This is a genomic window from Bradyrhizobium genosp. L (genome assembly GCF_015624485.1).
GTDB lineage: Bacteria > Pseudomonadota > Alphaproteobacteria > Rhizobiales > Xanthobacteraceae > Bradyrhizobium.
In genome coordinates this window covers 4,618,546-4,643,125 of sequence record NZ_CP061378.1, presented here as the reverse complement: position 1 = coordinate 4,643,125, position 24,580 = coordinate 4,618,546, and the positions used below count along the sequence as shown (strand labels likewise).

Annotated in this window: 29 protein-coding genes; 28 read left to right on the top strand and 1 reads right to left on the bottom strand. The window is 63.7% G+C overall.

The features are described 5' to 3' along the window. Positions 1-11 precede the first annotated feature (11 nt). The 3 genes from rpoC to IC762_RS22030 all read left to right on the top strand — a co-directional run bounded on the left by rpoC (position 12) and on the right by IC762_RS22030 (position 8,730). The gene (gene rpoC / locus IC762_RS22040) at positions 12-4,214 is read left to right on the top strand and encodes a DNA-directed RNA polymerase subunit beta' (RefSeq protein ID WP_195784328.1); all 4,203 of its coding nucleotides are present in this window, start codon (positions 12-14) and stop codon (positions 4,212-4,214) included. 179 nt (positions 4,215-4,393) lie between these two features. Continuing rightward, entirely contained in the window at positions 4,394-6,454 is a 2,061-nt protein-coding gene (locus IC762_RS22035) for an FAD-dependent oxidoreductase (RefSeq protein WP_195784327.1), read from the top strand. A gap of 185 nt (positions 6,455-6,639) precedes the next feature. After that, positions 6,640-8,730 carry an ABC transporter ATP-binding protein gene (locus IC762_RS22030; protein ID WP_195784326.1) on the top strand — a complete coding sequence of 697 codons (2,091 nt, stop codon included), beginning with the start codon at positions 6,640-6,642 and terminating at the stop codon, positions 8,728-8,730. Between the two features lie 30 nt (positions 8,731-8,760). Here IC762_RS22030 and IC762_RS22025 read toward each other — a convergent pair whose 3' ends face one another. Continuing rightward, positions 8,761-9,975: an FAD-dependent oxidoreductase gene (locus IC762_RS22025; RefSeq protein WP_195784325.1), complete on the bottom strand. Its 1,215-nt coding sequence runs from the start codon at positions 9,973-9,975 to the stop codon at positions 8,761-8,763. A gap of 685 nt (positions 9,976-10,660) precedes the next feature. Here IC762_RS22025 and rpsL point away from each other — a divergent pair. From rpsL to rplO, 25 genes are all read left to right on the top strand, one after another. Next, a complete protein-coding gene (rpsL, locus tag IC762_RS22020) occupies positions 10,661-11,032 on the top strand; it encodes a 30S ribosomal protein S12 (RefSeq protein WP_028168167.1) in 372 nt (123 codons plus the stop codon). Positions 11,033-11,047: 15 nt separating this feature from the next. After that, positions 11,048-11,518, top strand: coding sequence for a 30S ribosomal protein S7 (gene rpsG, locus IC762_RS22015; RefSeq protein WP_195784324.1), 471 nt, complete (start codon positions 11,048-11,050; stop codon positions 11,516-11,518). Between the two features lie 29 nt (positions 11,519-11,547). Further along, a complete protein-coding gene (gene fusA, locus IC762_RS22010) occupies positions 11,548-13,620 on the top strand; it encodes an elongation factor G (RefSeq protein ID WP_195784323.1) in 2,073 nt (690 codons plus the stop codon). A gap of 39 nt (positions 13,621-13,659) precedes the next feature. Further along, positions 13,660-14,850 (top strand): elongation factor Tu, encoded by a 1,191-nt coding sequence (tuf, locus tag IC762_RS22005; protein ID WP_195784322.1) that lies wholly within the window; start codon positions 13,660-13,662, stop codon positions 14,848-14,850. Positions 14,851-14,932: 82 nt separating this feature from the next. After that, a complete protein-coding gene (gene rpsJ / locus IC762_RS22000; RefSeq protein WP_002712302.1) occupies positions 14,933-15,241 on the top strand; it encodes a 30S ribosomal protein S10 in 309 nt (102 codons plus the stop codon). Positions 15,242-15,295: 54 nt separating this feature from the next. Continuing rightward, positions 15,296-16,015, top strand: coding sequence for a 50S ribosomal protein L3 (gene rplC / locus IC762_RS21995; protein WP_195784321.1), 720 nt, complete (start codon positions 15,296-15,298; stop codon positions 16,013-16,015). Between the two features lies 1 nt (position 16,016). Beyond that, positions 16,017-16,637, top strand: a complete 621-nt coding sequence (gene rplD, locus IC762_RS21990; RefSeq protein ID WP_195784320.1) for a 50S ribosomal protein L4 — start codon at positions 16,017-16,019, stop codon at positions 16,635-16,637. Beyond that, the gene (locus IC762_RS21985; protein WP_195784319.1) at positions 16,634-16,933 is read left to right on the top strand and encodes a 50S ribosomal protein L23; all 300 of its coding nucleotides are present in this window, start codon (positions 16,634-16,636) and stop codon (positions 16,931-16,933) included. The genes rplD and IC762_RS21985 overlap by 4 nt, the downstream gene beginning before the upstream one ends. 12 nt (positions 16,934-16,945) lie before the next feature. Then, the gene (rplB, locus tag IC762_RS21980) at positions 16,946-17,779 is read left to right on the top strand and encodes a 50S ribosomal protein L2 (protein ID WP_195784318.1); all 834 of its coding nucleotides are present in this window, start codon (positions 16,946-16,948) and stop codon (positions 17,777-17,779) included. A gap of 12 nt (positions 17,780-17,791) precedes the next feature. Further along, positions 17,792-18,070, top strand: a complete 279-nt coding sequence (rpsS, locus tag IC762_RS21975) for a 30S ribosomal protein S19 (protein ID WP_018272137.1) — start codon at positions 17,792-17,794, stop codon at positions 18,068-18,070. Positions 18,071-18,081: 11 nt separating this feature from the next. Beyond that, entirely contained in the window at positions 18,082-18,468 is a 387-nt protein-coding gene (gene rplV / locus IC762_RS21970; protein ID WP_066499414.1) for a 50S ribosomal protein L22, read from the top strand. Between the two features lie 17 nt (positions 18,469-18,485). After that, on the top strand, positions 18,486-19,187 hold the full coding sequence (rpsC, locus tag IC762_RS21965) for a 30S ribosomal protein S3 (protein ID WP_018272135.1): 702 nt from the start codon (positions 18,486-18,488) through the stop codon (positions 19,185-19,187). A gap of 30 nt (positions 19,188-19,217) precedes the next feature. Beyond that, a complete protein-coding gene (gene rplP / locus IC762_RS21960; RefSeq protein ID WP_016843752.1) occupies positions 19,218-19,631 on the top strand; it encodes a 50S ribosomal protein L16 in 414 nt (137 codons plus the stop codon). 5 nt (positions 19,632-19,636) lie between these two features. Then, on the top strand, positions 19,637-19,843 hold the full coding sequence (gene rpmC / locus IC762_RS21955) for a 50S ribosomal protein L29 (RefSeq protein ID WP_195784317.1): 207 nt from the start codon (positions 19,637-19,639) through the stop codon (positions 19,841-19,843). 10 nt (positions 19,844-19,853) lie between these two features. After that, a complete protein-coding gene (gene rpsQ, locus IC762_RS21950; RefSeq protein ID WP_195784316.1) occupies positions 19,854-20,102 on the top strand; it encodes a 30S ribosomal protein S17 in 249 nt (82 codons plus the stop codon). A 75-nt stretch (positions 20,103-20,177) separates the two neighbouring features. Continuing rightward, positions 20,178-20,546, top strand: coding sequence for a 50S ribosomal protein L14 (gene rplN / locus IC762_RS21945; RefSeq protein WP_011473865.1), 369 nt, complete (start codon positions 20,178-20,180; stop codon positions 20,544-20,546). Further along, positions 20,546-20,860, top strand: a complete 315-nt coding sequence (gene rplX / locus IC762_RS21940; RefSeq protein ID WP_195784315.1) for a 50S ribosomal protein L24 — start codon at positions 20,546-20,548, stop codon at positions 20,858-20,860. The genes rplN and rplX overlap by 1 nt, the downstream gene beginning before the upstream one ends. After that, complete coding sequence (gene rplE, locus IC762_RS21935) at positions 20,853-21,410, top strand: 50S ribosomal protein L5 (RefSeq protein ID WP_195784314.1); 558 nt, start codon at positions 20,853-20,855, stop codon at positions 21,408-21,410. Before rplX ends, rplE begins: the two co-directional genes overlap by 8 nt. A 46-nt stretch (positions 21,411-21,456) precedes the next feature. Beyond that, positions 21,457-21,762, top strand: a complete 306-nt coding sequence (rpsN, locus tag IC762_RS21930) for a 30S ribosomal protein S14 (protein ID WP_195784313.1) — start codon at positions 21,457-21,459, stop codon at positions 21,760-21,762. Between the two features lie 14 nt (positions 21,763-21,776). Further along, on the top strand, positions 21,777-22,175 hold the full coding sequence (gene rpsH, locus IC762_RS21925; RefSeq protein WP_195784312.1) for a 30S ribosomal protein S8: 399 nt from the start codon (positions 21,777-21,779) through the stop codon (positions 22,173-22,175). A 14-nt stretch (positions 22,176-22,189) separates the two neighbouring features. Continuing rightward, a complete protein-coding gene (gene rplF, locus IC762_RS21920) occupies positions 22,190-22,723 on the top strand; it encodes a 50S ribosomal protein L6 (RefSeq protein ID WP_195784311.1) in 534 nt (177 codons plus the stop codon). Between the two features lie 11 nt (positions 22,724-22,734). Next, a complete protein-coding gene (gene rplR, locus IC762_RS21915) occupies positions 22,735-23,094 on the top strand; it encodes a 50S ribosomal protein L18 (RefSeq protein WP_195784310.1) in 360 nt (119 codons plus the stop codon). Between the two features lie 58 nt (positions 23,095-23,152). Next, positions 23,153-23,728 carry a 30S ribosomal protein S5 gene (gene rpsE / locus IC762_RS21910; protein ID WP_195784309.1) on the top strand — a complete coding sequence of 192 codons (576 nt, stop codon included), beginning with the start codon at positions 23,153-23,155 and terminating at the stop codon, positions 23,726-23,728. Positions 23,729-23,750: 22 nt separating this feature from the next. Beyond that, positions 23,751-23,942, top strand: a complete 192-nt coding sequence (rpmD, locus tag IC762_RS21905; protein WP_024578582.1) for a 50S ribosomal protein L30 — start codon at positions 23,751-23,753, stop codon at positions 23,940-23,942. A gap of 22 nt (positions 23,943-23,964) precedes the next feature. Beyond that, the gene (gene rplO, locus IC762_RS21900; RefSeq protein WP_195784308.1) at positions 23,965-24,453 is read left to right on the top strand and encodes a 50S ribosomal protein L15; all 489 of its coding nucleotides are present in this window, start codon (positions 23,965-23,967) and stop codon (positions 24,451-24,453) included. Positions 24,454-24,580 lie beyond the last annotated feature (127 nt).

Sequence of the window (24,580 nt, the reverse complement as noted above, 5' to 3'; positions counted from 1 at the left end):
AGGAGAAGACCATGAACCAAGAAATTATGAATCTTTTCAATCCGACGACGCCGGCCCAGGTCTTCGACCAGATCCGGATTTCGATCGCGTCCCCGGAGAAGATTCTGTCGTGGTCCTACGGCGAGATCAAGAAGCCGGAGACCATCAACTACCGCACCTTCAAGCCGGAGCGCGACGGCCTGTTCTGCGCCCGCATCTTCGGGCCGATCAAGGACTACGAGTGCCTGTGCGGCAAGTACAAGCGGATGAAGTACAAGGGCATCATCTGCGAGAAGTGCTCGGTCGAGGTGACGCTGTCGCGCGTCCGGCGCGAGCGCATGGGCCATATCGAGCTGGCGGCGCCGGTCGCCCACATCTGGTTCCTGAAGTCGCTGCCGTCGCGCATTGGCCTCTTGCTCGACATGACGCTGAAGGATCTCGAGCGGATCCTGTATTTCGAATATTACGTCGTGCTGGAGCCGGGCCTCACCGCGCTGAAGGACCGTCAGCTGCTGTCGGAAGACGAGTATCTGAAGGCGCAGGACGAGTACGGCCAGGACAGCTTCACCGCCATGATCGGCGCCGAGGCGATCCGCGAGCTGCTCAAGGGTCTCGAGCTCGAGAAGCTCGAGGCGACGCTGCGTGCCGACATGGCGGAGACCGACTCCGACATCAAGCACAAGAAGCTCGCCAAGCGGCTGAAGATCGTCGAGGCATTCCGCGTCTCCGGCAACAAGCCGGAATGGATGATCATGACGGTCGTGCCGGTGATCCCGCCGGACCTGCGCCCGCTGGTGCCGCTGGACGGCGGCCGCTTCGCGACGTCGGATCTCAACGACCTCTATCGCCGCGTCATCAACCGCAACAACCGCCTGAAGCGGCTGATGGAGCTGCGTGCGCCCGACATCATCATCCGCAACGAAAAGCGCATGCTGCAGGAGGCCGTTGACGCGCTGTTCGACAACGGCCGCCGCGGCCGCGTCATCACGGGTGCCAACAAGAGGCCTTTGAAGTCGCTCGCCGACATGCTGAAGGGCAAGCAGGGCCGGTTCCGCCAGAACCTGCTCGGCAAGCGCGTCGACTATTCGGGCCGTTCGGTGATCGTGGTCGGTCCCGAGCTGCGCCTGCATCAGTGCGGCCTGCCGAAGAAGATGGCGCTCGAGCTGTTCAAGCCGTTCATCTACTCGCGGCTCGACGCCAAGGGCCTGTCCACCACGGTGAAGCAGGCCAAGAAGCTGGTCGAGAAGGAGCGTCCGGAGGTCTGGGATATCCTCGACGAGGTGATCCGCGAGCATCCGGTGCTGCTCAACCGCGCGCCGACGCTGCATCGCCTCGGCATCCAGGCATTCGAGCCGGTCTTGATCGAGGGCAAGGCGATCCAGCTGCATCCGCTGGTCTGCGCCGCCTTCAACGCCGACTTCGACGGCGACCAGATGGCCGTGCACGTTCCGCTGTCGCTGGAAGCGCAGCTGGAAGCGCGCGTGCTGATGATGTCGACCAACAACATCCTGCATCCGGCGAACGGCCAGCCGATCATCGTGCCGTCGCAGGACATCGTGCTCGGCCTCTACTACGTCTCGATCATGCGTGAAGGCCTGCCCGGCGAGGGCAAGATCTTCGGCGACATGGCCGAGCTCGAGCACGCGCTGCACTCGAAGGTCATCCACCTCCACACCAAGATCAAGTACCGGTGGGAGGGCATCGGCGAGGACGGCAAGAAGGGCAAGCGCTGGATCGAAACCACCGCGGGCCGCGTCATGCTCGGCAATCTGCTGCCGAAGAGCGGCAAGATCTCCTACGACATCATCAACAAGCTGATGACCAAGCGTGAGATCTCCGGCGTCATCGACCAGGTCTACCGCCACTGCGGCCAGAAGGAGACGGTGATCTTCTGCGACCGCATCATGGCGCTCGGCTTCTACAACGCGTTCAAGGCCGGCATCTCGTTCGGCAAGGACGACATGGTGGTGCCGCACGGCAAGTGGAAGATCGTCGATCAGACCCGTACGCTGGCGAAGGATTTCGAGCAGCAGTACAATGACGGCCTGATCACCCATGGCGAGAAGTACAACAAGGTCGTCGACGCCTGGTCGAAGGCCACGGAAGAAATCGCCAAGGCGATGATGAAGGAGATCTCCGCCACCAAGAAGACGGCGAGCGGAGCCGATGCCGACATCAACTCGATCTACATGATGGCGCACTCCGGTGCGCGCGGTTCGCCGGCGCAGATGCGCCAGCTCGCCGGCATGCGCGGCCTGATGGCCAAGCCGTCGGGCGAGATCATCGAGACGCCGATCATCTCGAACTTCAAGGAAGGCCTGTCGGTGCTCGAGTACTTCAACTCGACCCACGGCGCCCGCAAGGGCCTGGCGGACACCGCGTTGAAGACCGCGAACTCCGGCTACCTGACCCGCCGTCTGGTCGACGTCGCACAGGACTGCATCATCACGCAGTCCGATTGCGGCACCAAGCTCGGCATCAAGATGCGTGCCATCATCGATGCCGGCACCGTGGTCGCCTCGCTCGGCTCGCGCATTCTCGGCCGTACCGTGTGTGACGACGTGCGCGATCCCGCCACCAACAACGTGATCGTCAAGCGCGACACGCTGATGGAGGAGAGCCATGTCGACATGATCCAGCAGGCCGGGGTCCAGGAGGTCAAGATCCGCTCGGCACTGACCTGCGAGCTCGTCAACGGCATCTGCGGCATGTGCTACGGCCGCGATCTGGCCCGCGGCACTCCGGTCAACCACGGTGAGGCCGTCGGCGTCATCGCGGCGCAGTCGATCGGCGAGCCCGGCACGCAGTTGACGATGCGTACGTTCCACATCGGCGGTGCGGCGCAGCTCAACGAACAGTCGTTCGTCGAGTCGAACTTCGACGGCAAGATCGTGATCAGGAACAAGGCCATCGCCCGCAACAGCGAGGGCCATCTGGTCGCGATGGTGCGCAACATGGTGGTTGCGATCGTCGATGCCGACGGCACCGAGCGTGCAACCCACCGTATCCAGTACGGTTCGCGGATGCACGTCGACGAGGGCGACTCGGTCAAGCGCGGCCAGCGTATCGCCGAGTGGGATCCCTATACCCGCCCGGTGCTCACCGAAGTCGAGGGTTCGATCGGCTTCGAGGATCTGGTCGAGGGCCAGTCGATCTCGGAAACGCTCGACGAATCGACCGGTATCGCCAAGCGCGTGGTCATCGACTGGCGCTCGACGCGCGGTGGTGCGGATCTGCGTCCGGCCATCGTGGTCAAGGGCAAGGACGGCAAGATCATGAAGCTCGCGCGTGGCGGCGACGCCCGCTACATGCTGTCGGTCGATGCCATTCTGTCGGTCGATACCAATACGAAGGTGATGCCGGGCGACATCCTGGCGCGTATCTCGACCGAGAGCGCCAAGACGCGTGACATCACCGGCGGTCTGCCGCGGGTGGCGGAACTGTTCGAGGCCCGCAAGCCGAAGGACGCGGCGATCATCGCGGAAACCGCAGGCACGATCCGCTTCGGCCGCGACTACAAGAACAAGCGCCGCATCTCGATCGAGCCGATGGACAAGACCGAGGAGCCGCGCGAGTACCTGATCCCGAAGGGCAAGCACATCCATCTGCAGGACGGCGACATCGTCGAAAAGGGCGATTTCATCGTCGAAGGCAATCCGGCGCCGCACGACATCCTGGCGATCAAGGGCATCGAGGAACTCGCTGCCTATCTGGTCAACGAAATCCAGGAGGTCTACCGGTTGCAGGGCGTGCTCATCAACGACAAGCACATCGAGGTGATTGTTCGTCAGATGCTGCAGAAGGTCGAGATCACCGATCAGGGCGACACCGACATGATCTCGGGCGAGCAGGTCGACAAGATCGAGTTCGACGCGCTCAACGTCAAAGCCAAGGAGGAGGGCAAGAAGCCCGCCACGGGGACGCCGGTTCTGCTCGGCATCACCAAGGCGAGCCTGCAGACCCGCTCCTTCTTCTCGGCGGCGTCGTTCCAGGAGACCACCCGCGTGCTGACCGAAGCCGCCGTCAACGGCAAGGTGGACCCGCTCGAGGGCCTCAAGGAGAACGTCATTGTCGGCCGTCTGATCCCGGCTGGCACCGGCGCCTCGATGGCGCGGATTCGCGAGGTCGCAATGAAGCGCGACAAGCTGATCCTCGACGAGCGCGAGAAGCAGCAGGCGGCGATCGTGCCTACGGCCCCGGAGGCGGAGCCGCTGGCGCTGCCGCCCGCGGAATAGGCATCCGCAAGACTACGGTAAATGGCGAAAGGCCGGCGTTGTGCCGGCCTTTTTGCTGCTTTGTTTGCTTGCTGCGATGCAGGGACGCGCTTTGTTCATCTTTCCTTCAGGCGCAAAAGTGCTTTTGCTAGGGTGACTTAGACCGGCCGCATCACAGTGCCGGAGACGACGGAATTCATATGCTTGACTTGGCAATCGTTGGCGGCGGCCCCGGGGGGCTGATGAGCGCCTGGTATTTGAAGCGTAAGCTCGGCGATCTCTGCCGCGTTACGATCTTCGAGGCGTCGAACCGGCTCGGCGGCAAGATCGTCACGCGCAAATTCGAGACCGCGCCCGCGATGTATGAAGCCGGCGTCGCCGAGATCTACGACTACTCGATGACCGGCCCCGATCCGTTGCGCGAACTGATCCAGCATTTCGGACTGCAGACGATTCCGATGGACGCCGAGCAGGTGCAGCTCGACGGTGAGCTGCTCGCCGACGTACCGGGCATGCGCCGCAAATACGGCGCCGCGACCGCGACTGCGATCGAGACGTTCCGCAAGCGCTGCAGTGGCATGGTGACGCCGATCGAGTATTACGAGGGCGTCGGCGCTCACGACAACGAGCATCCGTGGTCCTACAAGACCGCCGAGCAGGTGCTCGACGAGGAGGTCAAGGACGAAACCGCCAAGCGCTTCTTCAAGGTGATGGCGCGCTCCGACATCGCGACCGAGCCGCACAACACCAATGGCCTCAACGCGCTGAAGAACTTCGTGATGGACGTCGAAGGCTATATCGGCCTGTACTCGATCCAGAACGGCAACGAGCAACTGATCGAGTGCCTGCGCTCGGAAGTCGACGCCGACATCCAGCTCAACCATCGCGTCCTCAAGGTCGGCAAGACCGATGATGGCCGTTACCAGCTCAACATGATGAACGGCAAGGGGCCGGAGACGCGCGACTTCGATCTCGTGCTGGTCTGCCTGCCGCACTCCTGGCTCGCGACGCTGCGCTGGGACGGCGAAGAGCTGCGCAAGTCGATGGTCAAGCACGTCGCCTATTTCGATCGTCCCGCGCACTATCTGCGGGTCTCGATCCTGTTCGACGCGCCATTCTGGGGTGCCAAGATCCCGGGCGCCTGGTTCATGTCGGAAGCGTTCGGCGGCTGCTGCGTCTACAATGAGGGCGCGCGCCACGACGTCGGCAAGCACGGCGTGCTGAACTGGCTGATCGCGGGCTCCGACGCGCTCGCCTTCGCCAATCTCTCCGACCAGGAGCTGATCGACGCCGCGATCAAGTCGCTGCCGGCTTCGCTCGGCAATGCCCGCGCGCATTTCCTCGAAGGCAAGATCCACCGCTGGTTGTCGTCGGTCAACGCGCTGCCGGGCGGCCTGCCGGTGCGCGACGTCATGACCAATCATCGCCCCGAGCCGAAGCAGCATCCGGGCCTCGTCGTGGTCGGCGACTATCTGTTCGATTCGACGCTGAACGGGCTGCTCGATTCCTCCGATGCCGCGACCGACATCGTCGTCACCGAGATGATGCGGCTGCGCCGCGCCCGCGCGCAGGAGACCGGCGAGCTGTCCGACAAGATCGACCGCGGCTATTTCGAGAACTACCGCGGCACGGGTCCGTACCGCGAAACCTGGCATAACTTCACCGACCCGGCCTATCTGACCGACCTGATCAAGACGGTGTGGGGCAGGGCCAAGGGCTACAAGCTGCTGGTCGCCGGCTCGGCCAGCGGCGAGCTGGTCGGCGCGCTGCGCGAGCGCGGCATCGATGCCTGGGGCATCGAGAACAACCGCTATATCCACGGCAAGACGCCGAAGGCGCTGAAGAAGTACAACAAGCTCGGCTCGATCGTCGACATGCCGTTCAGGGCCGATGAGTTCGACTTCGTCTACGAGACGTCGCTGTGCCATCTCGGCGAGAAGCAGGTCGCGCGCGCGGTGCGCGAGATCAACCGCGTGGCCAAGACCGGCCTGGTGTTCGCGTCGGTGACCTCGGACATGGCACCCGGCGTAATCGACCGCTACGACCTGCTGCGCGGGGTGAAGAAGCTCGGCACCTGGTGGGAGTGGTCGGAGTTGTTCTTCAACAGCGGCTTCGACCTGGCGATGAACCGCCGCGACTGCACCGATGCGCTGTGGGCGCTGACCTTGGCCGCCAACAAGGGACCGGGGCAGTGGTACGCGGACTCCGAGAGCCTACGCTATTCCTTCTTCGACAAGGTCGACGACGCCGACGACGATTAGCCGGCGCGCCGCGCGTCGTGTCAACAAACCGTCAAGCTGCGAAGTGGTCCGTCCGAATCCACCGATCGCAAACGGCACCAGTGGCTGCAAACGCTTTGCCGAATTCATCCTGATCGCATAGGATCGCCGCCGCAGCGCACGCTGCGATTTGCGGTCATGCCGGCCGTGGAGCAACGGTTGGTTTCATGGCGTCCAAGCCTCCTGCATCTGAGCCTCCAGCATCTGACGATCCGAAGCTTGCTGCCGACGATCCCGAGCTGAAGAAGAAGCTCTCGGCAACCGGATCGCCTGCGCCTGCCCAATCATCGAAGCCACCCGCCGCTGCGAAGCCGCAAGCCGCGCCTGCCGATGATGACGACGAGGATGATGAGGACGACGAGCTCGATCTCGACGATGATGACGACGAGGACCTCGTCGTCTTCACCGCCAAGGAAGCCGCCGGCGCGCTCTCGACGTTCTTTGCCTTCGTCAGGCCGTATCTGGCGAGCTACCGAACCGTGCTCGCCTGCGTCGCCTTCGGTGTCGTGGTCGAGACGTTGTTCAACGTCATCATGCCGCTCAGCCTGAAATTCCTGATCGACGATGCGCTCGGCGAGGAGGATTTCGGTGCGCTCTACATCATCCTCGGCGTGCTCGCGGTCGCCGGCATCGTCACCTCGATCATCGCGGTCTGGTACGAGCGCTGGGATGCCCGGCTTGCCGCCGGCATCATCGCAGACGTGCGGACCCGGATCTTCGAGCATGTCCAGAACCTGCCGTCGGCCTATTTCGCCCGCACCAGGCGCGGCGAGATCCTGTCGCGCTTCTCGATCGACCTCTCGGCGTTCGAGGGGGCCGTCAAGATCTTCGCCAACAGCGCCGCGCTGCCGTTCCTGGAATTGATCGCCGGCATCATCCTGATGCTGTTCCTGAACTGGCAGCTCGCCGCGGTCGCGCTGTTGGTGTTTCCGATCACGCTGATCGGTCCGCGCATCCTGACCCCGAAGGCGGTGCAGGCGAACTACGAGCAGAAACAGAACGAAGCCGCGCTGCTCGGCACTGTGACCGAGAATGTCGCGGCGCAGGCGGTGGTGAAGGCGTTCAACCTGCAGCGCCGCGCGCTCGGCTGGTTCACCCTGCGCAACCGCGACGTGCGGGCCAAGGCCGCCTCCGCCATGTTCCTGTCGACCATGGTGGAGCGCACCGTCACCATCTCGGTGCTGTTGCTGCACCTCGTGGTGCTGGCGATCGGCGCCTACCTCGCGACCAAGGGGCAGATCACGGTCGGCACCTTCGTCACCTTCGAGAGCGCGTTCTGGGAGGTGTCGTACAACATCGCCCACGTCATGCATTTCATCCCGGTGTCGATCTCGGCCGCGGCAGCGGTGCACCATATCCAGGAACTGCTCGACGAGCCGACCCGCGGCGCCGACCGTCCCGGCGCCCCCGACCTGCCGCGGATCAGCCACGACATCTCATTCGAGCGCGTCACCTTCCAGTACGAAGGTGCGCAGACGCCGGTGCTCGACAATCTCAGCCTCAAGCTCGATGCCGGCAAGAGCATCGCGGTTGTTGGACCCTCCGGCTCCGGCAAGAGCACGCTGATCAACCTGATCCTGCGGCTCTACGTGCCGGACGAAGGCCGCGTCGCCATCGACGGCGTCGACATTCGCCGGGTGACGCGGGAATCGCTGCGGGCGAACATGGCGGTCGTGTTCCAGGAGAACATGCTGTTCAACATGTCGATCCGCGAGAACATCCGGCTCGGCAAGGAGGGCGCTGACGACGCCGAGGTCGTGGACGCCGCGAAGAAGGCCGAGATCCACCGCTTCATCATGGGCCTGCCGCAGAAATACGACACGCCGGTCGGCGAGCGCGGCGACACGCTGTCGGGCGGCCAGCGCCAGCGCATTGCGATCGCGCGCGCGATCATCCGCAATCCGTCGGTGCTGCTGCTCGACGAGGCGACCTCGGCGCTCGACCAGACCACGGAAGCCGCGATCAACCGCACGCTGCTCAGGGTCGCGGAGGGACGCACCATGATCTGGTCGACACACCGCCTGACCTCGGTGGTCGAGATGGACGAAATCATCGTGATCTCGGGCGGCCGGGCGATCGAGCGCGGCTCCCACGCCGAGTTGCTCGCCCTGAACGGCGTCTATCGCAAGCTCTGGGACGACCAGGGCCTGCATGATGCGTCCGATGCGGACGACGATGATGAGGATGACGAGGAGGAAGACGACGAAGAGGATGAGGACGACGAGGAGGAGGGAGACGAGGATGAAGACGAGGCGTGATCCAGCCTCGTCGCAGAGCTCAGCGTCCGATCACGCCGCCCGGTCGGTTGCGTGTGGCGCCCGCCTAAAATGGCTGGCCGGACGCGTGGGTGGGGGCGGCGCCGGCCGGTTGCGAACCTTGCGCAGCAAGCCTTGGCCGAGATAGCCGAAGAAGCGCGCCCAGCGCTGGGCCTCCCAGTACAGCCCCTTGTCGATCGAGACCTTGCGGAAGTTGAACGCCTTGTCCCTCGACCAGGCGTCGCAGGCGGTTTTCACCGGGTCGTCGTAGAACGCCGCGATCTTGTCCAAGCCCATGCCTTCGCTCGCCAGCCAGGCCGGGATGTGGACGTTGCAGAGCTGGGCCACGTCGGTGAACACCTTGTCGGTGCCGGTGCCGGTAACCGGGCAGGTGCTGGCGAAGGCATCGCCGACCAGCACGACGCCGGGCTGCCGATAGCCGGTCGAGACATAGACGTCGGCAGGCCGGATCTTGATCTCGCCGGCGACGCCGAACTCGCCGGTGATCCGGCGCAGCCGCGGCAGTGCCGCGTTCAGCGTCTCGACAGGGTTGCGCCGCATCGCGCGCAGCCAGGGGTCGTCGGCGGCGCGGTAGGTGAAGAGGTTGGCGCGCATCCGGCCGTCGATCGGAAACAGCGTGATGTAGGGGATCAGGTCGCTCGGCCGCTCCGAGAAATAGGTCATGGCCGCGAACGGGAAGGTCGGGCGTCCGACCGGCACGAGGTCGAAGCCGATCGAGATCGAGTGGCAGGCGCTGGTCACCAGCCGCTCGATGCCGAGCATTCGCCGCAGCCCGACGTTCAATCCGTTGGCGAGCACCAGAAGCCGCGCCGAGATCTCCTCGCCGCTGGCGAGCACCAGCCGCTGCCGATCGAAGTCGGTGGCGACATTGACGACCTTGTCGCAGATGAACTCGGCCGGTCCCGACATCTCGGCCCTGATCGCGCCGATCAGCGCGTCATACATGATGCCGTATTGGCGGCTGGGCTGGCGGTCGAGCAGATAGCCGAATCGCGCGATCCAGTTCTCGCCATCCAGCGTCGCGGAGCGCAGCACGGATTCGGCAAGGCCGGTCCGTGCGAATCGATCGAGCTGCAGGTCGCCGCCGATCTTCTCGACCCGGAAATCGAACGGATAGACCTGGTGCGGGTCGATCAGCAGGGTCGGGACGCCGGCGCGCCCGAGCATCGCGGCGGCGGTCGAGCCCGCCAGACCTCCGCCGATGATCGCGATGTCCGTGTACCGCATCAGGGATTTCCGCACCTTTGACCCCATTTTTTGCCCCGCGAATGGCAAACAAAGGCTTAGTTTTGGTCAATGCCTTAACGACGAAGCTGGGGAGAGTTGTTTCTATTCTTATTTTACCCGGATATAATATCTCCGATTCGGCCGCGTCAGGAGGTTGCAGAGGGCAGGCCGGTTGTCATAAATCGCTCTGCGTCGAACGATCGAGAAATGCAGAATCCGCAAGCGCCAGAAGCGTTTCTTTGCTTGTCGTTTTGCTTGACTTCACTATCTCTCGATTATACAAGGCGCGCACTTAACGACAGGCGGTGAGCAACGCCAGCGTCGGAACGGAACACCCGAAGGCGTTTTTCAGCCGGACGGGCACCAACCTCGACGAATGCCGCTCAAACGCTGTCGCTTATAGCTAGGCAATGCCAGGACGATACTGGTTCTCTTGAGCAAATGCTCTTGAGAGTGGGTTCGGATGCATGACCTCGGTGACGGACTGAACAGCGAACGCTGATCGGTTCGGGATCGCGGTCCTCTGTGGCGTCGAAGCGCTTTCCGCTCAGCGATGAGTGGTTGGCGCGATTTCGCTTTGCGCGGGTATTTGTTCCGCGCCGAGCGGGCCGTACGGGACGGTTCTTCCCGAGAAGAATTGGCGGGACCACTCAAGGTTCCGCGCGAACTAAAGGGTGAAGGCTACATGCCGACGATCAACCAGCTGATCGCAAAACCACGGGAAGTGCAGAAGTCGCGCAAGAAGGTGCCGGCGCTGCAGCAGTCGCCGCAGAAGCGCGGCGTGTGCACGCGCGTCTACACCACGACCCCGAAGAAGCCGAACTCGGCGCTTCGTAAGGTCGCCAAGGTGCGCCTGACCAACGGTTTCGAGGTGATCGGCTACATCCCGGGTGAAGGCCACAACCTTCAGGAACACTCGGTGGTGATGATCCGTGGCGGCCGCGTCAAGGACTTGCCCGGCGTGCGCTACCACATCCTCCGCGGCGTGCTGGATACCCAGGGCGTCAAGAACCGTAAGCAGCGTCGTTCGAAGTACGGCGCGAAGCGTCCGAAGTAAGCGGGAACAGCAAAGATGTCTCGTCGCCATTCTGCTGAAAAGCGTGAAGTGAACCCGGATCCGAAGTTCGGGAACGTCATCATTACGAAGTTCATGAATTCTATCATGTACGACGGCAAGAAGTCTGCCGCCGAGAGCATCGTCTATGGCGCGCTCGGTATCATCGAGTCCAAGACCAAGCAGAACCCGCTCGGCGTGTTCGAGCAGGCGCTCGAGAATGTGATGCCGACCATCGAGGTGCGTTCCCGCCGCGTCGGCGGCGCGACCTACCAGGTGCCGGTGGAAGTCCGCTCGGTGCGCCGTCAGGCGCTCGGCCTGCGCTGGCTGATCACCGCTGCGCGCGATCGCAACGAGAAGACCATGACGGAGCGTCTCTCGGCCGAGCTGCTCGATGCGTCGAACAACCGTGGCAACGCCGTCAAGAAGCGTGAAGACGTGCACCGGATGGCGGAAGCCAACCGCGCCTTCTCGCACTATCGCTGGTAACGGCGACCAACGGATCCAAGGAACAGCCCATGCCCCGCGTTCATGCCATAGAGAATTACCGCAACTTCGGTATCATGGCGCATATCGATGCCGGCAAGACCACGACCACCGAGCGCATCCTCTATTACACCGGCAAGAGCCACAAGATCGGCGAAGTGCACGAAGGTGCCGCGACGATGGACTGGATGGAGCAGGAGCAGGAGCGTGGCATCACGATCACGTCGGCTGCCACGACCGCGTTCTGGAACGGCAAGCGCCTGAACATCATCGACACCCCCGGCCACGTCGACTTCACCATTGAAGTCGAGCGTTCGCTGCGCGTGCTCGACGGTGCCGTGTGCGTTCTCGACTCCAACCAGGGCGTCGAGCCGCAGACCGAGACCGTCTGGCGCCAGGGCGACAAGTACAAGGTGCCGCGCATCGTCTTCGCCAACAAGATGGACAAGACCGGCGCCGATTTCTTCAAGTGCCTGTCCGACATCGTCGACCGCCTCGGCGCCAAGCCGATTGCGATCCAGCTTCCGATCGGTGCCGAGAACAACTTCAAGGGCCTCGTCGACCTCGTCGTCATGAAGGGCATCATCTGGAACGACGAATCGCTCGGCGCGAAGTTCGATTATGTCGACATCCCGGAAGACATGGTCGAGCAGGCCAAGGAGTATCGCGAGAAGATGGTGGAAGCCGCCGTCGAGCTCGACGACGATGCTCTGGCCGCCTTCCTCGATGGCAAGGAGCCCGATGAGGCGACGCTGAAGCGGTTGATCCGCAAGGCGGTTCTGACTGGCGCCTTCTATCCCGTGCTGTGTGGCTCGGCGTTCAAGAACAAGGGCGTGCAGCCGCTGCTCGACGCCGTCGTCGACTACCTGCCGTCGCCGATCGACGTGCCCGCGATCAAGGGCACCGATGACGATGGCAACGAAGTCGTGCGCAAGGCGGACGACAAGGAGCCGCTGGCGCTGCTCGCGTTCAAGATCATGGACGACCCGTTCGTCGGCACCATCACGTTCTGCCGCATCTATTCGGGCGTTCTCGTCTCGGGCACCGGCGTCGTCAACTCGACCCGCGAGAAGAAAGAGCGCATCGGCCGCATGCTGTTGATGCATGCGAACAACCGCGAAGACATCAAGGAAGCCTATGCCGGCGACATCGTCGCGCTGGCGGGCCTGAAGGAAGCGCGCACCGGTGACACGCTGTGCGATCCCGACAAGCAGGTCATCCTGGAAAAGATGGAATTCCCGGAGCCGGTGATCGAGATCGCGATCGAGCCGAAGTCGAAGGCCGACCAGGAAAAGCTCGGCGTCGCGCTGGCCAAGCTGGCCGCGGAAGATCCGTCGTTCCGCGTGTCGACCGATCAGGAGTCCGGCCAGACCATCCTCAAGGGCATGGGCGAACTCCATCTCGACATCAAGGTCGACATTCTCCGTCGCACCTACAAGGTCGATGCCAACATCGGCGCGCCGCAGGTGGCGTTCCGCGAGCGCGTGACCAAGAAGGCCGAAGTCAAGTACACGCACAAGAAGCAGACCGGCGGTACCGGCCAGTTCGCCGAAGTGTCGATCGTCGTCGAGCCGAACGAGCCCGGCAAGGGCTATGAGTTCGAATCGAAGATCGTCGGCGGTGCGGTGCCGAAGGAATACATCCCCGGCGTCGAAAAGGGCCTCAACAGCGTGATGGGTTCCGGCGTCGTTGCCGGCTTCCCGGTGGTGGACGTCAAGGTGCAATTGGTCGACGGCAAGTATCACGACGTCGACTCGTCGGCACTCGCGTTCGAAATCGCGTCGCGCGCCGCGTTCCGCGAAGCGCTGACGAAGGGCAAGTCCGTTCTGCTCGAGCCGATCATGAAGGTCGAGGTGGTGACCCCGGAAGACTACACCGGTTCGGTCATCGGCGACCTGAATTCCCGGCGCGGCCAGATCCAGGGCCAAGACATGCGCGGCAACGCCAACGTCATCAACGCGATGGTGCCGCTCATGAACATGTTCGGTTACGTGAACAACCTGCGCTCGATGAGCCAGGGTCGCGCGACCTTCACCATGCAGTTCGATCACTACGCCGAAGCTCCGGCGAACGTGTCGGCTGAAGTCCAGAAGAAGTTTGCCTGATTGTCGTTGACGAAAATCAACGACTGAACGGAGAGTCAAATGGCCAAAGCTAAATTCGAGCGTAACAAACCGCACTGCAACATCGGCACCATCGGTCACGTCGACCATGGCAAGACCTCGCTGACCGCAGCGATCACCAAGGTGCTCGCAGAAACCGGCGGCGCGACGTTCACCGCCTACGACCAGATCGACAAGGCGCCGGAAGAGAAGGCGCGCGGCATCACGATCTCGACCGCTCACGTCGAGTACGAGACCACCAACCGTCACTATGCCCACGTCGACTGCCCCGGCCACGCCGACTACGTCAAGAACATGATCACCGGCGCTGCCCAGATGGACGGCGCGATCCTGGTCGTGTCGGCCGCTGACGGCCCGATGCCGCAGACCCGCGAGCACATCCTGCTCGCCCGCCAGGTCGGCGTGCCCGCGCTCGTCGTGTTCCTCAACAAGTGCGACATGGTCGACGATCCGGAGCTGCTCGAGCTCGTCGAGATGGAAGTCCGCGAGCTGCTCTCGAAGTACGAGTTCCCGGGCGACGACATTCCGATCATCAAGGGTTCGGCGCTGGCCGCCCTCGAAGACAAGGACAAGGCGCTCGGCCACGACGCCATCCTCGAGCTGATGAAGAACGTCGATTCGTACATTCCGCAGCCGGAGCGTCCGATCGACCAGCCGTTCCTGATGCCGGTGGAAGACGTGTTCTCGATCTCGGGCCGCGGCACCGTCGTCACCGGCCGTGTCGAGCGCGGCATCGTCAAGGTCGGTGAGGAAATCGAGATCGTCGGTATCCGCGCCACCCAGAAGACCATCGTCACCGGCGTCGAAATGTTCCGCAAGTTGCTCGATCAGGGCCAGGCCGGCGACAACATCGGTGCGCTGCTCCGCGGCACCAAGCGCGAGGAAGTCGAGCGCGGCCAGGTGCTGTGCAAGCCCGGCTCGGTCAAGCCGCACACCAAGTTCAAGGCTGAGGCCTACATCCTCACCAAGGAAGAGGGTGGCCGTCACACCCCGTTCTTCACGAACTATCGTCCGCAGTTCTACTTCCGCACCACCGACGTGACCGGCGTCGTGCATCTGCCCGAAGGCACCGAGATGGTGATGCCGGGCGACAACATCGCGATGGAAGTGCACCTGATCGTGCCGATCGCGATGGAAGAGAAGCTGCGCTTCGCGATCCGCGAAGGCGGTCGCACCGTCGGCGCCGGCGTCGTCGCCGCCATCATCGAGTAACTACGCGAATAGGGAACGGCGAGTAGCGAGTGGATCACTCGCTATTCGCTACTCGCCAACCCACGAAAGAAAGAATACGGCAATGAACGGCCAAAATATTCGCATCCGTCTCAAGGCGTTCGACCATCGAATCCTCGATACGTCGACCCGTGAGATCGTGAACACGGCGAAGCGCACCGGTGCGCAGGTTCGCGGACCCATTCCGCTGCCGACCCGCATCGAGAAGTTCACCGTCAACCGTTCGCCGCACGTTGACAAGAAGAGCCGCGAGCAATTCGAGATGCGCACCCACAAGCGCCTGCTCGACATTGTCGACCCGACCCCGCAGACCGTCGATGCGCTGATGAAGCTCGACCTGGCCGCCGGCGTCGACGTCGAGATCAAGCTCTAAGGTTTTGGATTTTTACGTCCGCCGCTTGCGGACAGAAAGACAGGAAGCACGCCGATGCGCTCCGGAGTGATCGCACAGAAGGTCGGGATGACGCGGGTCTTTACAGAGGCCGGCGAGCATATCCCTGTGACCGTGCTGAAGCTGGGCAACTGCCAGGTGCTGGGCCACCGCACCACCGAGAAGAACGGCTATGTCGCTCTTCAGCTCGGTTCTGGCGCCCGCAAGACCGTTTACATGCCCAAGGCCGAACGCGGCCAGTTCGCGGTCGCCAAGGTCGAGCCGAAGCGCAAGGTCGCCGAGTTCCGCGTGTCCGAGGACGCGCTGATCCCGGTCGGCGCCGAGATCCAGGCGGACCATTTCGTGGTCGGCCAGTTCGTCGACGTCACCGGCACCTCGATCGGCAAGGGATTTGCCGGCGGCATGAAGCGCTGGAATTTCGGCGGTCTGCGCGCCACCCACGGCGTATCCGTCTCGCACCGTTCGATCGGTTCGACCGGTGGCCGTCAGGACCCCGGCAAGACGTTCAAGAACAAGAAGATGCCCGGCCACATGGGCGTCGACCGCATCACCACGCTCAACCTGCGCGTGGTCTCGACCGACGTCGAGCGCGGCCTGATCCTGGTCGAAGGCGCCGTTCCCGGCTCCAAGGGCGGCTGGATCTCGGTGCGCGACGCGGTGAAGAAGCCGCTGCCGAAGGAAGCTCCGAAGCCCGGCAAGTTCAAGGTTGCTGGCGGCGGCGAGGCCGAGGCTGTGGCCGAGACGGAGGGTGCGTGAGATGGAACTGAAAGTCACCACCCTTGAGGGCAAGGACGCCGGCTCGGTCGAGCTGTCGGACGCGATCTTCGGTCTCGAGCCGCGCGCTGACATCATCCAGCGCTGCGTGCAGTGGCAGCTGAACAAGCGCCAGGCCGGCACGCACAAGGCCCAGGGCCGCGCCGACGTCTGGCGCACCGGCAAGAAGATGTACAAGCAGAAGGGCACCGGCGGCGCCCGTCACGGCTCGGCCCGCGTGCCGCAGTTCCGCGGCGGTGGCCGTGCGTTCGGTCCGGTCGTGCGCTCGCATGCGACCGACCTGCCGAAGAAGGTCCGCGCGCTGGCGCTCAAGCATGCGCTGTCGGCCAAGGCCAAGGACGGCGGGCTGATCGTGATCGACAGCGCGGCGCTGGCGGAAGCCAAGACCAAGGCGCTTGTCGGCCATTTCTCCGGCCTCGGGCTGACCAATGCGCTGATCATCGACGGCGCCGAGGTCAACAACGGTTTCGCGTCCGCGGCCCGCAACATCCCCAACATCGACGTGCTGCCGATCCAGGGCATCAACGTCTATGACATTCTCCGCCGCCACAAGCTGGTGCTGACCAAGGCTGCGGTTGATGCGCTGGAGGCGCGCTTCAAATGAAGAACATCGACCCGCGCCACTACGACGTGATCATCGCGCCCGTCGTGACGGAAAAGGCGACCTTCGCCTCCGAGCATAACAAGGTGATGTTCAAGGTCGCCGACAAGGCGACCAAGCCGCAGATCAAGGAAGCGGTCGAGAAGCTGTTCGACGTCAAGGTGAAGAGCGTCAACACTCTCGTTCGCAAGGGCAAGACCAAGGTGTTCCGCGGCAATCTCGGCTCGCAGTCGGACACCAAGCGCGCGATCGTGACCCTCGAAGAGGGCCACCGGATCGACGTGACGACCGGACTATAAGGCGTAACGACGATGGCATTGAAAACCTTTAACCCCACGACGCCGGGCCAGCGCCAGCTGGTCATGGTCGATCGTTCGGCGCTCTACAAGGGCAAGCCGGTGAAGGCGCTGACCGAGGGCAAGCTCGGCAATGGCGGCCGCAACAACACTGGTCGCATCACCGTGCGTTTCCGCGGCGGTGGCCACAAGAAGGCCTACCGCACCGTCGACTTCCGCCGCGACAAGGTGGACGTGCCGGCGGTCGTGGAGCGGCTGGAGTACGATCCGAACCGCACCGCGTTCATCGCGCTGATCAAGTATCAGGACGGTGAGCTCGCCTACATCCTGGCGCCGCAGCGCCTGGCCGCCGGCGACACCGTCGTCGCGGGCAACTACGTCGACGTCAAGCCGGGCAACGTCATGCCGCTCGGCAACATGCCGGTCGGCACCATCGTGCACAACATCGAGCTGAAGATCGGCAAGGGTGGTCAGCTGGCGCGCTCCGCCGGCACCTACGCCCAGATCGTCGGCCGCGACCACGACTACGTGATCGTCCGTCTGAACTCGGGCGAGCAGCGTCTCGTGCACGGCCGTTGCCGCGGCACGATCGGCGCGGTGTCGAACCCCGATCACATGAACATCTCGATCGGCAAGGCCGGTCGTACCCGCTGGCTCGGCTGGCGTCCGCACAACCGCGGCGTCGTCATGAACCCGATCGACCATCCGCACGGCGGTGGTGAAGGTCGTACCTCGGGCGGTCGCCACCCGGTTACTCCGTGGGGCAAGCCGACCAAGGGCAAGAAGACCCGTACCAACAAGTCGACCAACAAATTCATTCTCCTCAGCCGCCACAAGCGGAAGAAGTAAGGAACGCCGGACATGGTTCGTTCAGTCTGGAAAGGCCCGTTCGTCGAGGGTTCTCTGCTCAAGAAGGCAGATGCCGCCCGTGCGTCCGGCCGTCACGACGTCATCAAGATCTGGAGCCGCCGCTCCACTATCCTGCCGCAGTTCGTCGGGCTCACCTTCGGCGTCTACAACGGCCAGAAGCACGTGCCGGTGGCGATCAACGAGGAAATGGTGGGTCACAAGTTCGGCGAGTTCTCGCCGACCCGGACCTTCCACGGCCACTCGGGCGACAAGAAAGCCAAGAAGGCTTGAGGAATTAGACGATGAGCAAACCAAAGCGCGAACGTAGCCTCGCGGACAATGAGGCCAAGGCCGTCGCCCGCATGCTGCGCGTCAGCCCGCAGAAGCTGAACCTGGTGGCGCAGCTGATCCGCGGCCGCAAGGCCTCGGCCGCGCTCGCCGACCTGCAGTTCTCGCGCAAGCGGATCGCGGTCGACGTCAAGAAGTGCCTGGAATCGGCGATCGCCAACGCCGAGAACAACCATGACCTCGAAGTCGACGATCTCGTCGTCGCCGAGGCGCATGTCGGCAACGGCATCGTGATGAAGCGCTTTGCGCCCCGCGGCCGTGGCCGTTCGGGCCGTGTGTACAAACCGTTCTCGCACCTGACCATCGTGGTTCGTCAGGTCGAGGCCGAGGCAAGCGCTTAAGGGCGCAGGAGAAGACGATGGGTCAAAAGATCAATCCAATCGGGCTGCGTCTCGGCATCAACCGGACCTGGGACTCCCGTTGGTTCGCCGGCAAGCAGGAATACGGCAAGCTGCTGCACGAGGACGTCAAGATCCGCGAGATCCTGCACAAGGAGCTCAAGCAGGCGGCCGTGGCCCGCATCGTGATCGAGCGTCCGCACAAGAAGTGCCGCGTGACGATCCATTCGGCGCGTCCGGGCGTGGTGATCGGCAAGAAGGGCGCCGACATCGACAAGCTGCGCAAGAAGGTCGCCGACATCACCTCGTCGGACGTCGTGATCAACATCGTCGAAATCCGCAAGCCGGAGCTCGACGCGACCCTGGTCGCCGAATCGATCGCCCAGCAGCTCGAGCGCCGCGTCGCGTTCCGCCGCGCCATGAAGCGCGCCGTGCAGTCGGCGATGCGTCTCGGCGCCGAGGGCATCCGCATCAACTGTTCGGGCCGCCTCGGCGGCGCCGAAATCGCGCGCATGGAGTGGTACCGCGAAGGTCGCGTGCCGCTGCACACGTTGCGCGCCGACGTCGACTACGGCGTCGCCACCGCGTTCACGACCTTCGGCACCTGCGGCGTCAAGGTCTGGATCTTCAAGGGCGAGATCCTCGAGCACGATCCGATGGCCCAGGACAAGAAGATGGCCGAGGGCGACAACACCCCGCGTTCGCGCCGCGACGCCGCTTGAGGCAAAGCAGGAATTTGAGGGCTTAAAGCCATGATGCAACCTAAGAAAACGAAGTTCCGGAAGGCGCATAAGGGCCGTATCCACGGCGTTGCGACCTCTGGCGCGACGTTGGCGTTCGGCCAGTTCGGCCTGAAGGCGATGGAGCCTGAGCGCGTCACCGCCCGTCAGATCGAAGCCGCCCGTCGCGCGCTGACCCGTCACATGAAGCGCGCCGGCCGGGTCTGGATCCGCGTGTTCCCCGACGTGCCGGTGTCGAAGAAGCCCGCCGAAGTCCGCATGGGCTCCGGCAAGGGCGCCCCGGAATTGTGGGTGGTCCGGATCAAGCCGGGCCGCGTGATGTTCGAGATCGACGGCGTGCCGGTGCAGACCGCCAAGGAAGCGCTGTCGCTGGCCGCCGCCAAGCTGCCGATCAAGACGCGCTTCGTCGCGCGCATCGCGGAGTAATCGCCATGGCCGACATGAAAGTTGAAGACATTCGCGCGATGAGCGACGACCAGCGGGAAGACGCGATCCTCAACCTGAAGAAGGAACGCTTCAACCTGCGCTTCCAGCGCGCCACCGGGCAGCTGGAGAACACCTCGCGGATGCGGGAAGCCCGCCGCGATATCGCTCGTATCAAGACCATCGCCGCGCAGCAGCGCGCGAAGAAGAAGTAAGGGGCCAGCTATGCCGAAACGTACTCTGCAGGGCGTGGTCGTCAGCGACAAGCAAGCCAAGACGATCGTGGTGCGCGTCGACCGCCGCTTCACCCATCCGATCTACAAGAAGACGATCCGCCGTTCCAAGAACTACCACGCCCACGACGAGAGCAACGAGTTCAAGCCGGGCGACATGGTCTGGATCGAGGAATCGAAGCCGATCTCGAAGTTGAAGCGCTGGACCGTGGTCCGGGGCGAACACAAGAAAACGGCCTGATCGTCTCGGCTTAGCCGGGAGAGTTCAGGGAAATTTTGAGCGCGCTAAAGCGCAGAAAGAGGACGAGGTGCATCAATGATTCAGATGCAGACCAACCTCGACGTGGCCGATAATTCTGGCGCACGCCGTGTCATGTGCATCAAGGTTCTTGGAGGTTCCAAGCGCCGCTATGCCACCGTGGGCGACGTTATCGTTGTGTCGATCAAGGAAGCCATTCCGCGTGGCAAGGTGAAGAAGGGCGACGTCATGAAGGCCGTCGTGGTGCGGGTCCGCAAGGACATCCGCCGCGCCGACGGCTCGGTGATCCGCTTCGACCGCAACGCCGCCGTGCTGATCAACAATCAGTCCGAGCCGGTCGGCACCCGAATCTTCGGGCCGGTGCCGCGCGAGCTGCGCGCCAAGAACCACATGAAGATCATCTCGCTCGCGCCGGAGGTGCTGTGATGGCTGCCAAGATCCGCAAGGGCGACAAGGTGATCGTGCTGACCGGCCGCGACAAGGGCCGCACCGGCGAAGTATTCGAGGTGCGTCCGGACGAGAACAAGGCGCTGGTCCGCGGCATCAACATGGTGAAGCGTCACCAGAAGCAGACCCAGGCCCAGGAGGGCGGCATCGTCTCCAAGGAGGCGCCGGTCCACCTGTCCAACATCGCGTATGTCGGCAAGGACGGCAAGCCGACCCGCATTGGGTTCAAGATTCAGGCCGATGGCAAGAAGGTTCGTGTTGCCAAGAGCTCGGGAGCAGAGATCGATGGCTGATGCAGCTTACACGCCGCGCCTGCGCGCGGAGTACGACAAGAAGATCCGCGGCATGATGACCGAGAAGTTCGGTTATGCCAACGTGATGCAGGTTCCGCGGCTGGACAAGGTCGTGCTCAACATGGGCGTCGGCGATTCCGTCAACGACCGCAAGAAGGCCGAGACCGCAGCGAGCGAGCTGTCGCAGATCGCCGGCCAGAAGGCGATCGTGACCTATTCGCGGATCGCGATTGCGACCTTCAAGCTGCGTGAAAACCAGCCGATCGGCTGCAAGGTCACGCTGCGCAAGACCCATATGTACGAGTTCATCGATCGCCTGGTGAACGTGGCGCTGCCCCGCGTCCGCGACTTCCGCGGTCTGAACCCGAAGAGCTTCGATGGCCGCGGCAACTATTCGCTCGGCATCAAGGAGCACATCATTTTTCCGGAGATCGACTTCGACAAGGTCACGGAAGCCCGCGGCATGGACATCACGGTGTGCACCACCGCAAAGACCGACGACGAGGCCCGTGCCTTGTTGGCCGCTTTCAATTTCCCGTTCCGGCAGTGAGTAGCTGAGAAAAAGCCACTCAAACGCGGATACCCAGGAGCCAAGCATGGCAAAGAAGAGTTCAATCGAGAAGAACAACCGGCGCAAGCGGATGGCGAAGAACGCCGCCCCGCGTCGCGAGAAGCTGAAGGCGATCATCGCCGACAAGACCAAGCCGATGGAAGAGCGCTTCGCGGCGACGCTGAAGCTCGCCGAGATGCCGCGCAACTCGTCGCCGACGCGCATCCGTCTGCGTTGCGAGCTGACCGGTCGTCCGCGCTCGAACTATCGCAAGAACAAGCTCTCGCGCATCGCGCTGCGTGAACTCGGCTCCAAGGGCCTGGTTCCCGGGCTCGTGAAGTCGAGCTGGTAAGGAGGGTCGGAACCATGTCTACGCACGATCCGATCTCCGATCTCATCACCCGCATCCGCAATGCGCAGATGCGCTCCAAGTCCAAGGTCTCGAGCCCGGGCTCGAAGATGCGCGCCAACGTGCTCGAAGTGCTGAAGTCCGAGGGCTACATCCGCGGCTACGCCAGCGTCGAGCACGCCTCGGGCCGCAGCGAGCTCGAGATCGAACTGAAGTATTTCGACGGCTCGCCCGTCATCCGCGAGATCGAGCGGGTGTCGAAGCCCGGCCGCCGCGTTTACGCCTCGGTGAAGAACCTGCCGCGCGTGAACAACGGTCTCGGCATTTCGGTGTTGTCGACGCCGAAGGGAATCATGGCTGACCACGAGGCGCGCGACGCGAACGTGGGCGGCGAAGTTCTCTTCACGGTGTTCTGAGGAAGGAATTAGGCATGTCACGTATCGGCAAGCGGCCGGTGACGATCCCGTCGGGTGTGACGGCGACCGTGGAAGGCCAGATGGTGAAGATGAAGGGGCCGAAAGGCCAGCTTCAGTTCGTCGTGCATGACGACGTCGAGGTCAAGTTCGAGAACGGCCAGGTCAAGGTCGCTCCGCGCCACAAGACCAACCGTGCGCAGGCGCTCTACGGCACCGCGCGCGCCCAGGTCGCCAATCTCGTCGAGGGCGTCACCAAGGGCTTCGAGAAGAAGCTCGAGATCACCGGCGTCGGCTACCGTGCCGCGATGCAGGGCAAGAACCTGCAGCTCGCGCTCGGCTACAGCCACGACGTCGTCTACGCGATCCCGGAAGGCATCACCATCGCGGTGCCGAAGCCGACCGAGATCACGATCACCGGCAACGATCCGCAGCGCGTCGGCCAGGTCGCCGCCGAGATCCGTGCCTATCGCCCGCCGGAGCCCTACAAGGGCAAGGGCGTGAAGTACGCCAACGAATTCATCTTCCGCAAGGAAGGCAAGAAGAAGTAACGGAGCCGGTCATGTCACTCAAGGTTACGAATGCCCGGCGCAAGCAGCGTGTGCGCCTTGCGCTTCGCCGCTCGGCAGGCGGCCGTCCGCGGCTGTCGGTGTTCCGCTCGTCCAAGCACATCTACGCCCAGGTCATCGACGACCAGAAGGGCGAGACGCTGGCTTCGGCCTCGTCGCTCGAGAAGTCGATGCGCGGCGGCGGCAAGACCGGCGCCGACATCGATGCCGCGAAGGCGGTCGGCAAGCTGCTTGCCGAGCGCGCGGCGCAGAAGGGCGTCAAGGAAGTCGTGTTCGATCGCGGCGCCTACATCTATCACGGGCGCGTCAAGGCGCTCGCGGATGCGGCGCGCGAAGGCGGGCTCAGCTTCTAAACAGAACTGAACGATTACGAGGATAGAGGCGTAGGCCTCCTAGAGATTGGAAAACACCATGGCAGGTGAACGCGAACGCGGCGGACGCGAACGGAGCAGGGATCGCGAAGAGCGCGACAGCGAGTTCGTCGACAAGCTCGTCCACATCAATCGCGTGGCGAAGGTCGTCAAGGGCGGCAAGCGCTTCGGCTTTGCGGCGCTGGTCGTGATCGGCGACCAGAAGGGCCGGGTCGGGTTCGGCCACGGCAAGGCGCGCGAAGTTCCCGAGGCGATCCGCAAGGCGACCGAATCGGCGAAGCGCAATCTGACCCGCGTCGCGCTGCGCGAAGGCCGCACGCTGCATCACGACATCGCCGGCCGTCACGGCGCCGGCCGCGTCTACCTGCGTGCCGCTCCGGCCGGTACCGGCATCATCGCCGGCGGCCCGATGCGCGCGGTGTTCGAGACGCTCGGCATCCAGGACGTGGTGGCGAAGTCGATCGGCTCGTCGAACCCCTACAACATGGTTCGCGCCACCTTCGACGCGCTGAAGAACCAGGATTCGCCGCGCTCGGTGGCGGCGCGCCGTAACATCAAGGTCTCCACCCTGCAGTCGCGCCGCGTCGGCGGCGACGCCGAAGTGGTGGCGGAATAACCGGCTATTTGGAGTTACTGTCATGGCCAAGGCCAGCAAGACGATCAAGGTCGAGCAGACCGGCAGCGCGATCCGCCGCCATCACTCGCAGCGTTCGACGCTGATCGGCCTCAAGCTCAACAAGATCGGCCGGGTTGCCGAGCTGCAGGACACCCCTGAAGTTCGCGGCATGATCAGCAAGGTCCAGCATCTCGTCCGCGTCGTCGGCGAGTAAGCAAGACATAAGGACGCTAACGATGAAGCTCAGCGATATCGCCGACAACGCCGGCTCGCGCAAGAAGCGCATGCGTGTCGGCCGTGGCATCGGTTCCGGCAAGGGCAAGACCTCGGGCCGCGGCGGCAAGGGCCAGACCGCGCGTTCGGGCGTCCGCATCAAGGGTTTCGAAGGCGGCCAGATGCCGATGCATCGCCGTCTGCCCAAGCGCGGCTTCAACAACATCTTCCGGCTCGACTTCGCCGAGATCAATCTCGACCGTCTGCAGGAAGCTGTCGACAACAAGCTGGTCGACGCCTCGGCGACCGTGACCGCCGAAACGCTGGTCAAGGCCGGCGTGCTGCGCCGCGCCAAGGACGGCCTGCGGCTGCTCGGCCGCGGCGAGATCAAGGCCAAGCTGACCATCGAGGTGTACGGCGCCTCCAAGTCGGCGGTCGCCGCGGTCGAGAAGGCCGGCGGTTCGGTCAAGATCCTGGCCCCCGCCAAGAAGGAAGACGGCGAGGCGGCGTAACATCTGCGTCATTGCCCGCGGCCCGCGGGCAATCCGCCGATCGAATGATGGACTTATCGCGGCCGAGCACCAGATAATGTCCGGTGTCTGCCGATCGCCCCGGAGAGAACCAGTCTCCCGGGGTGTC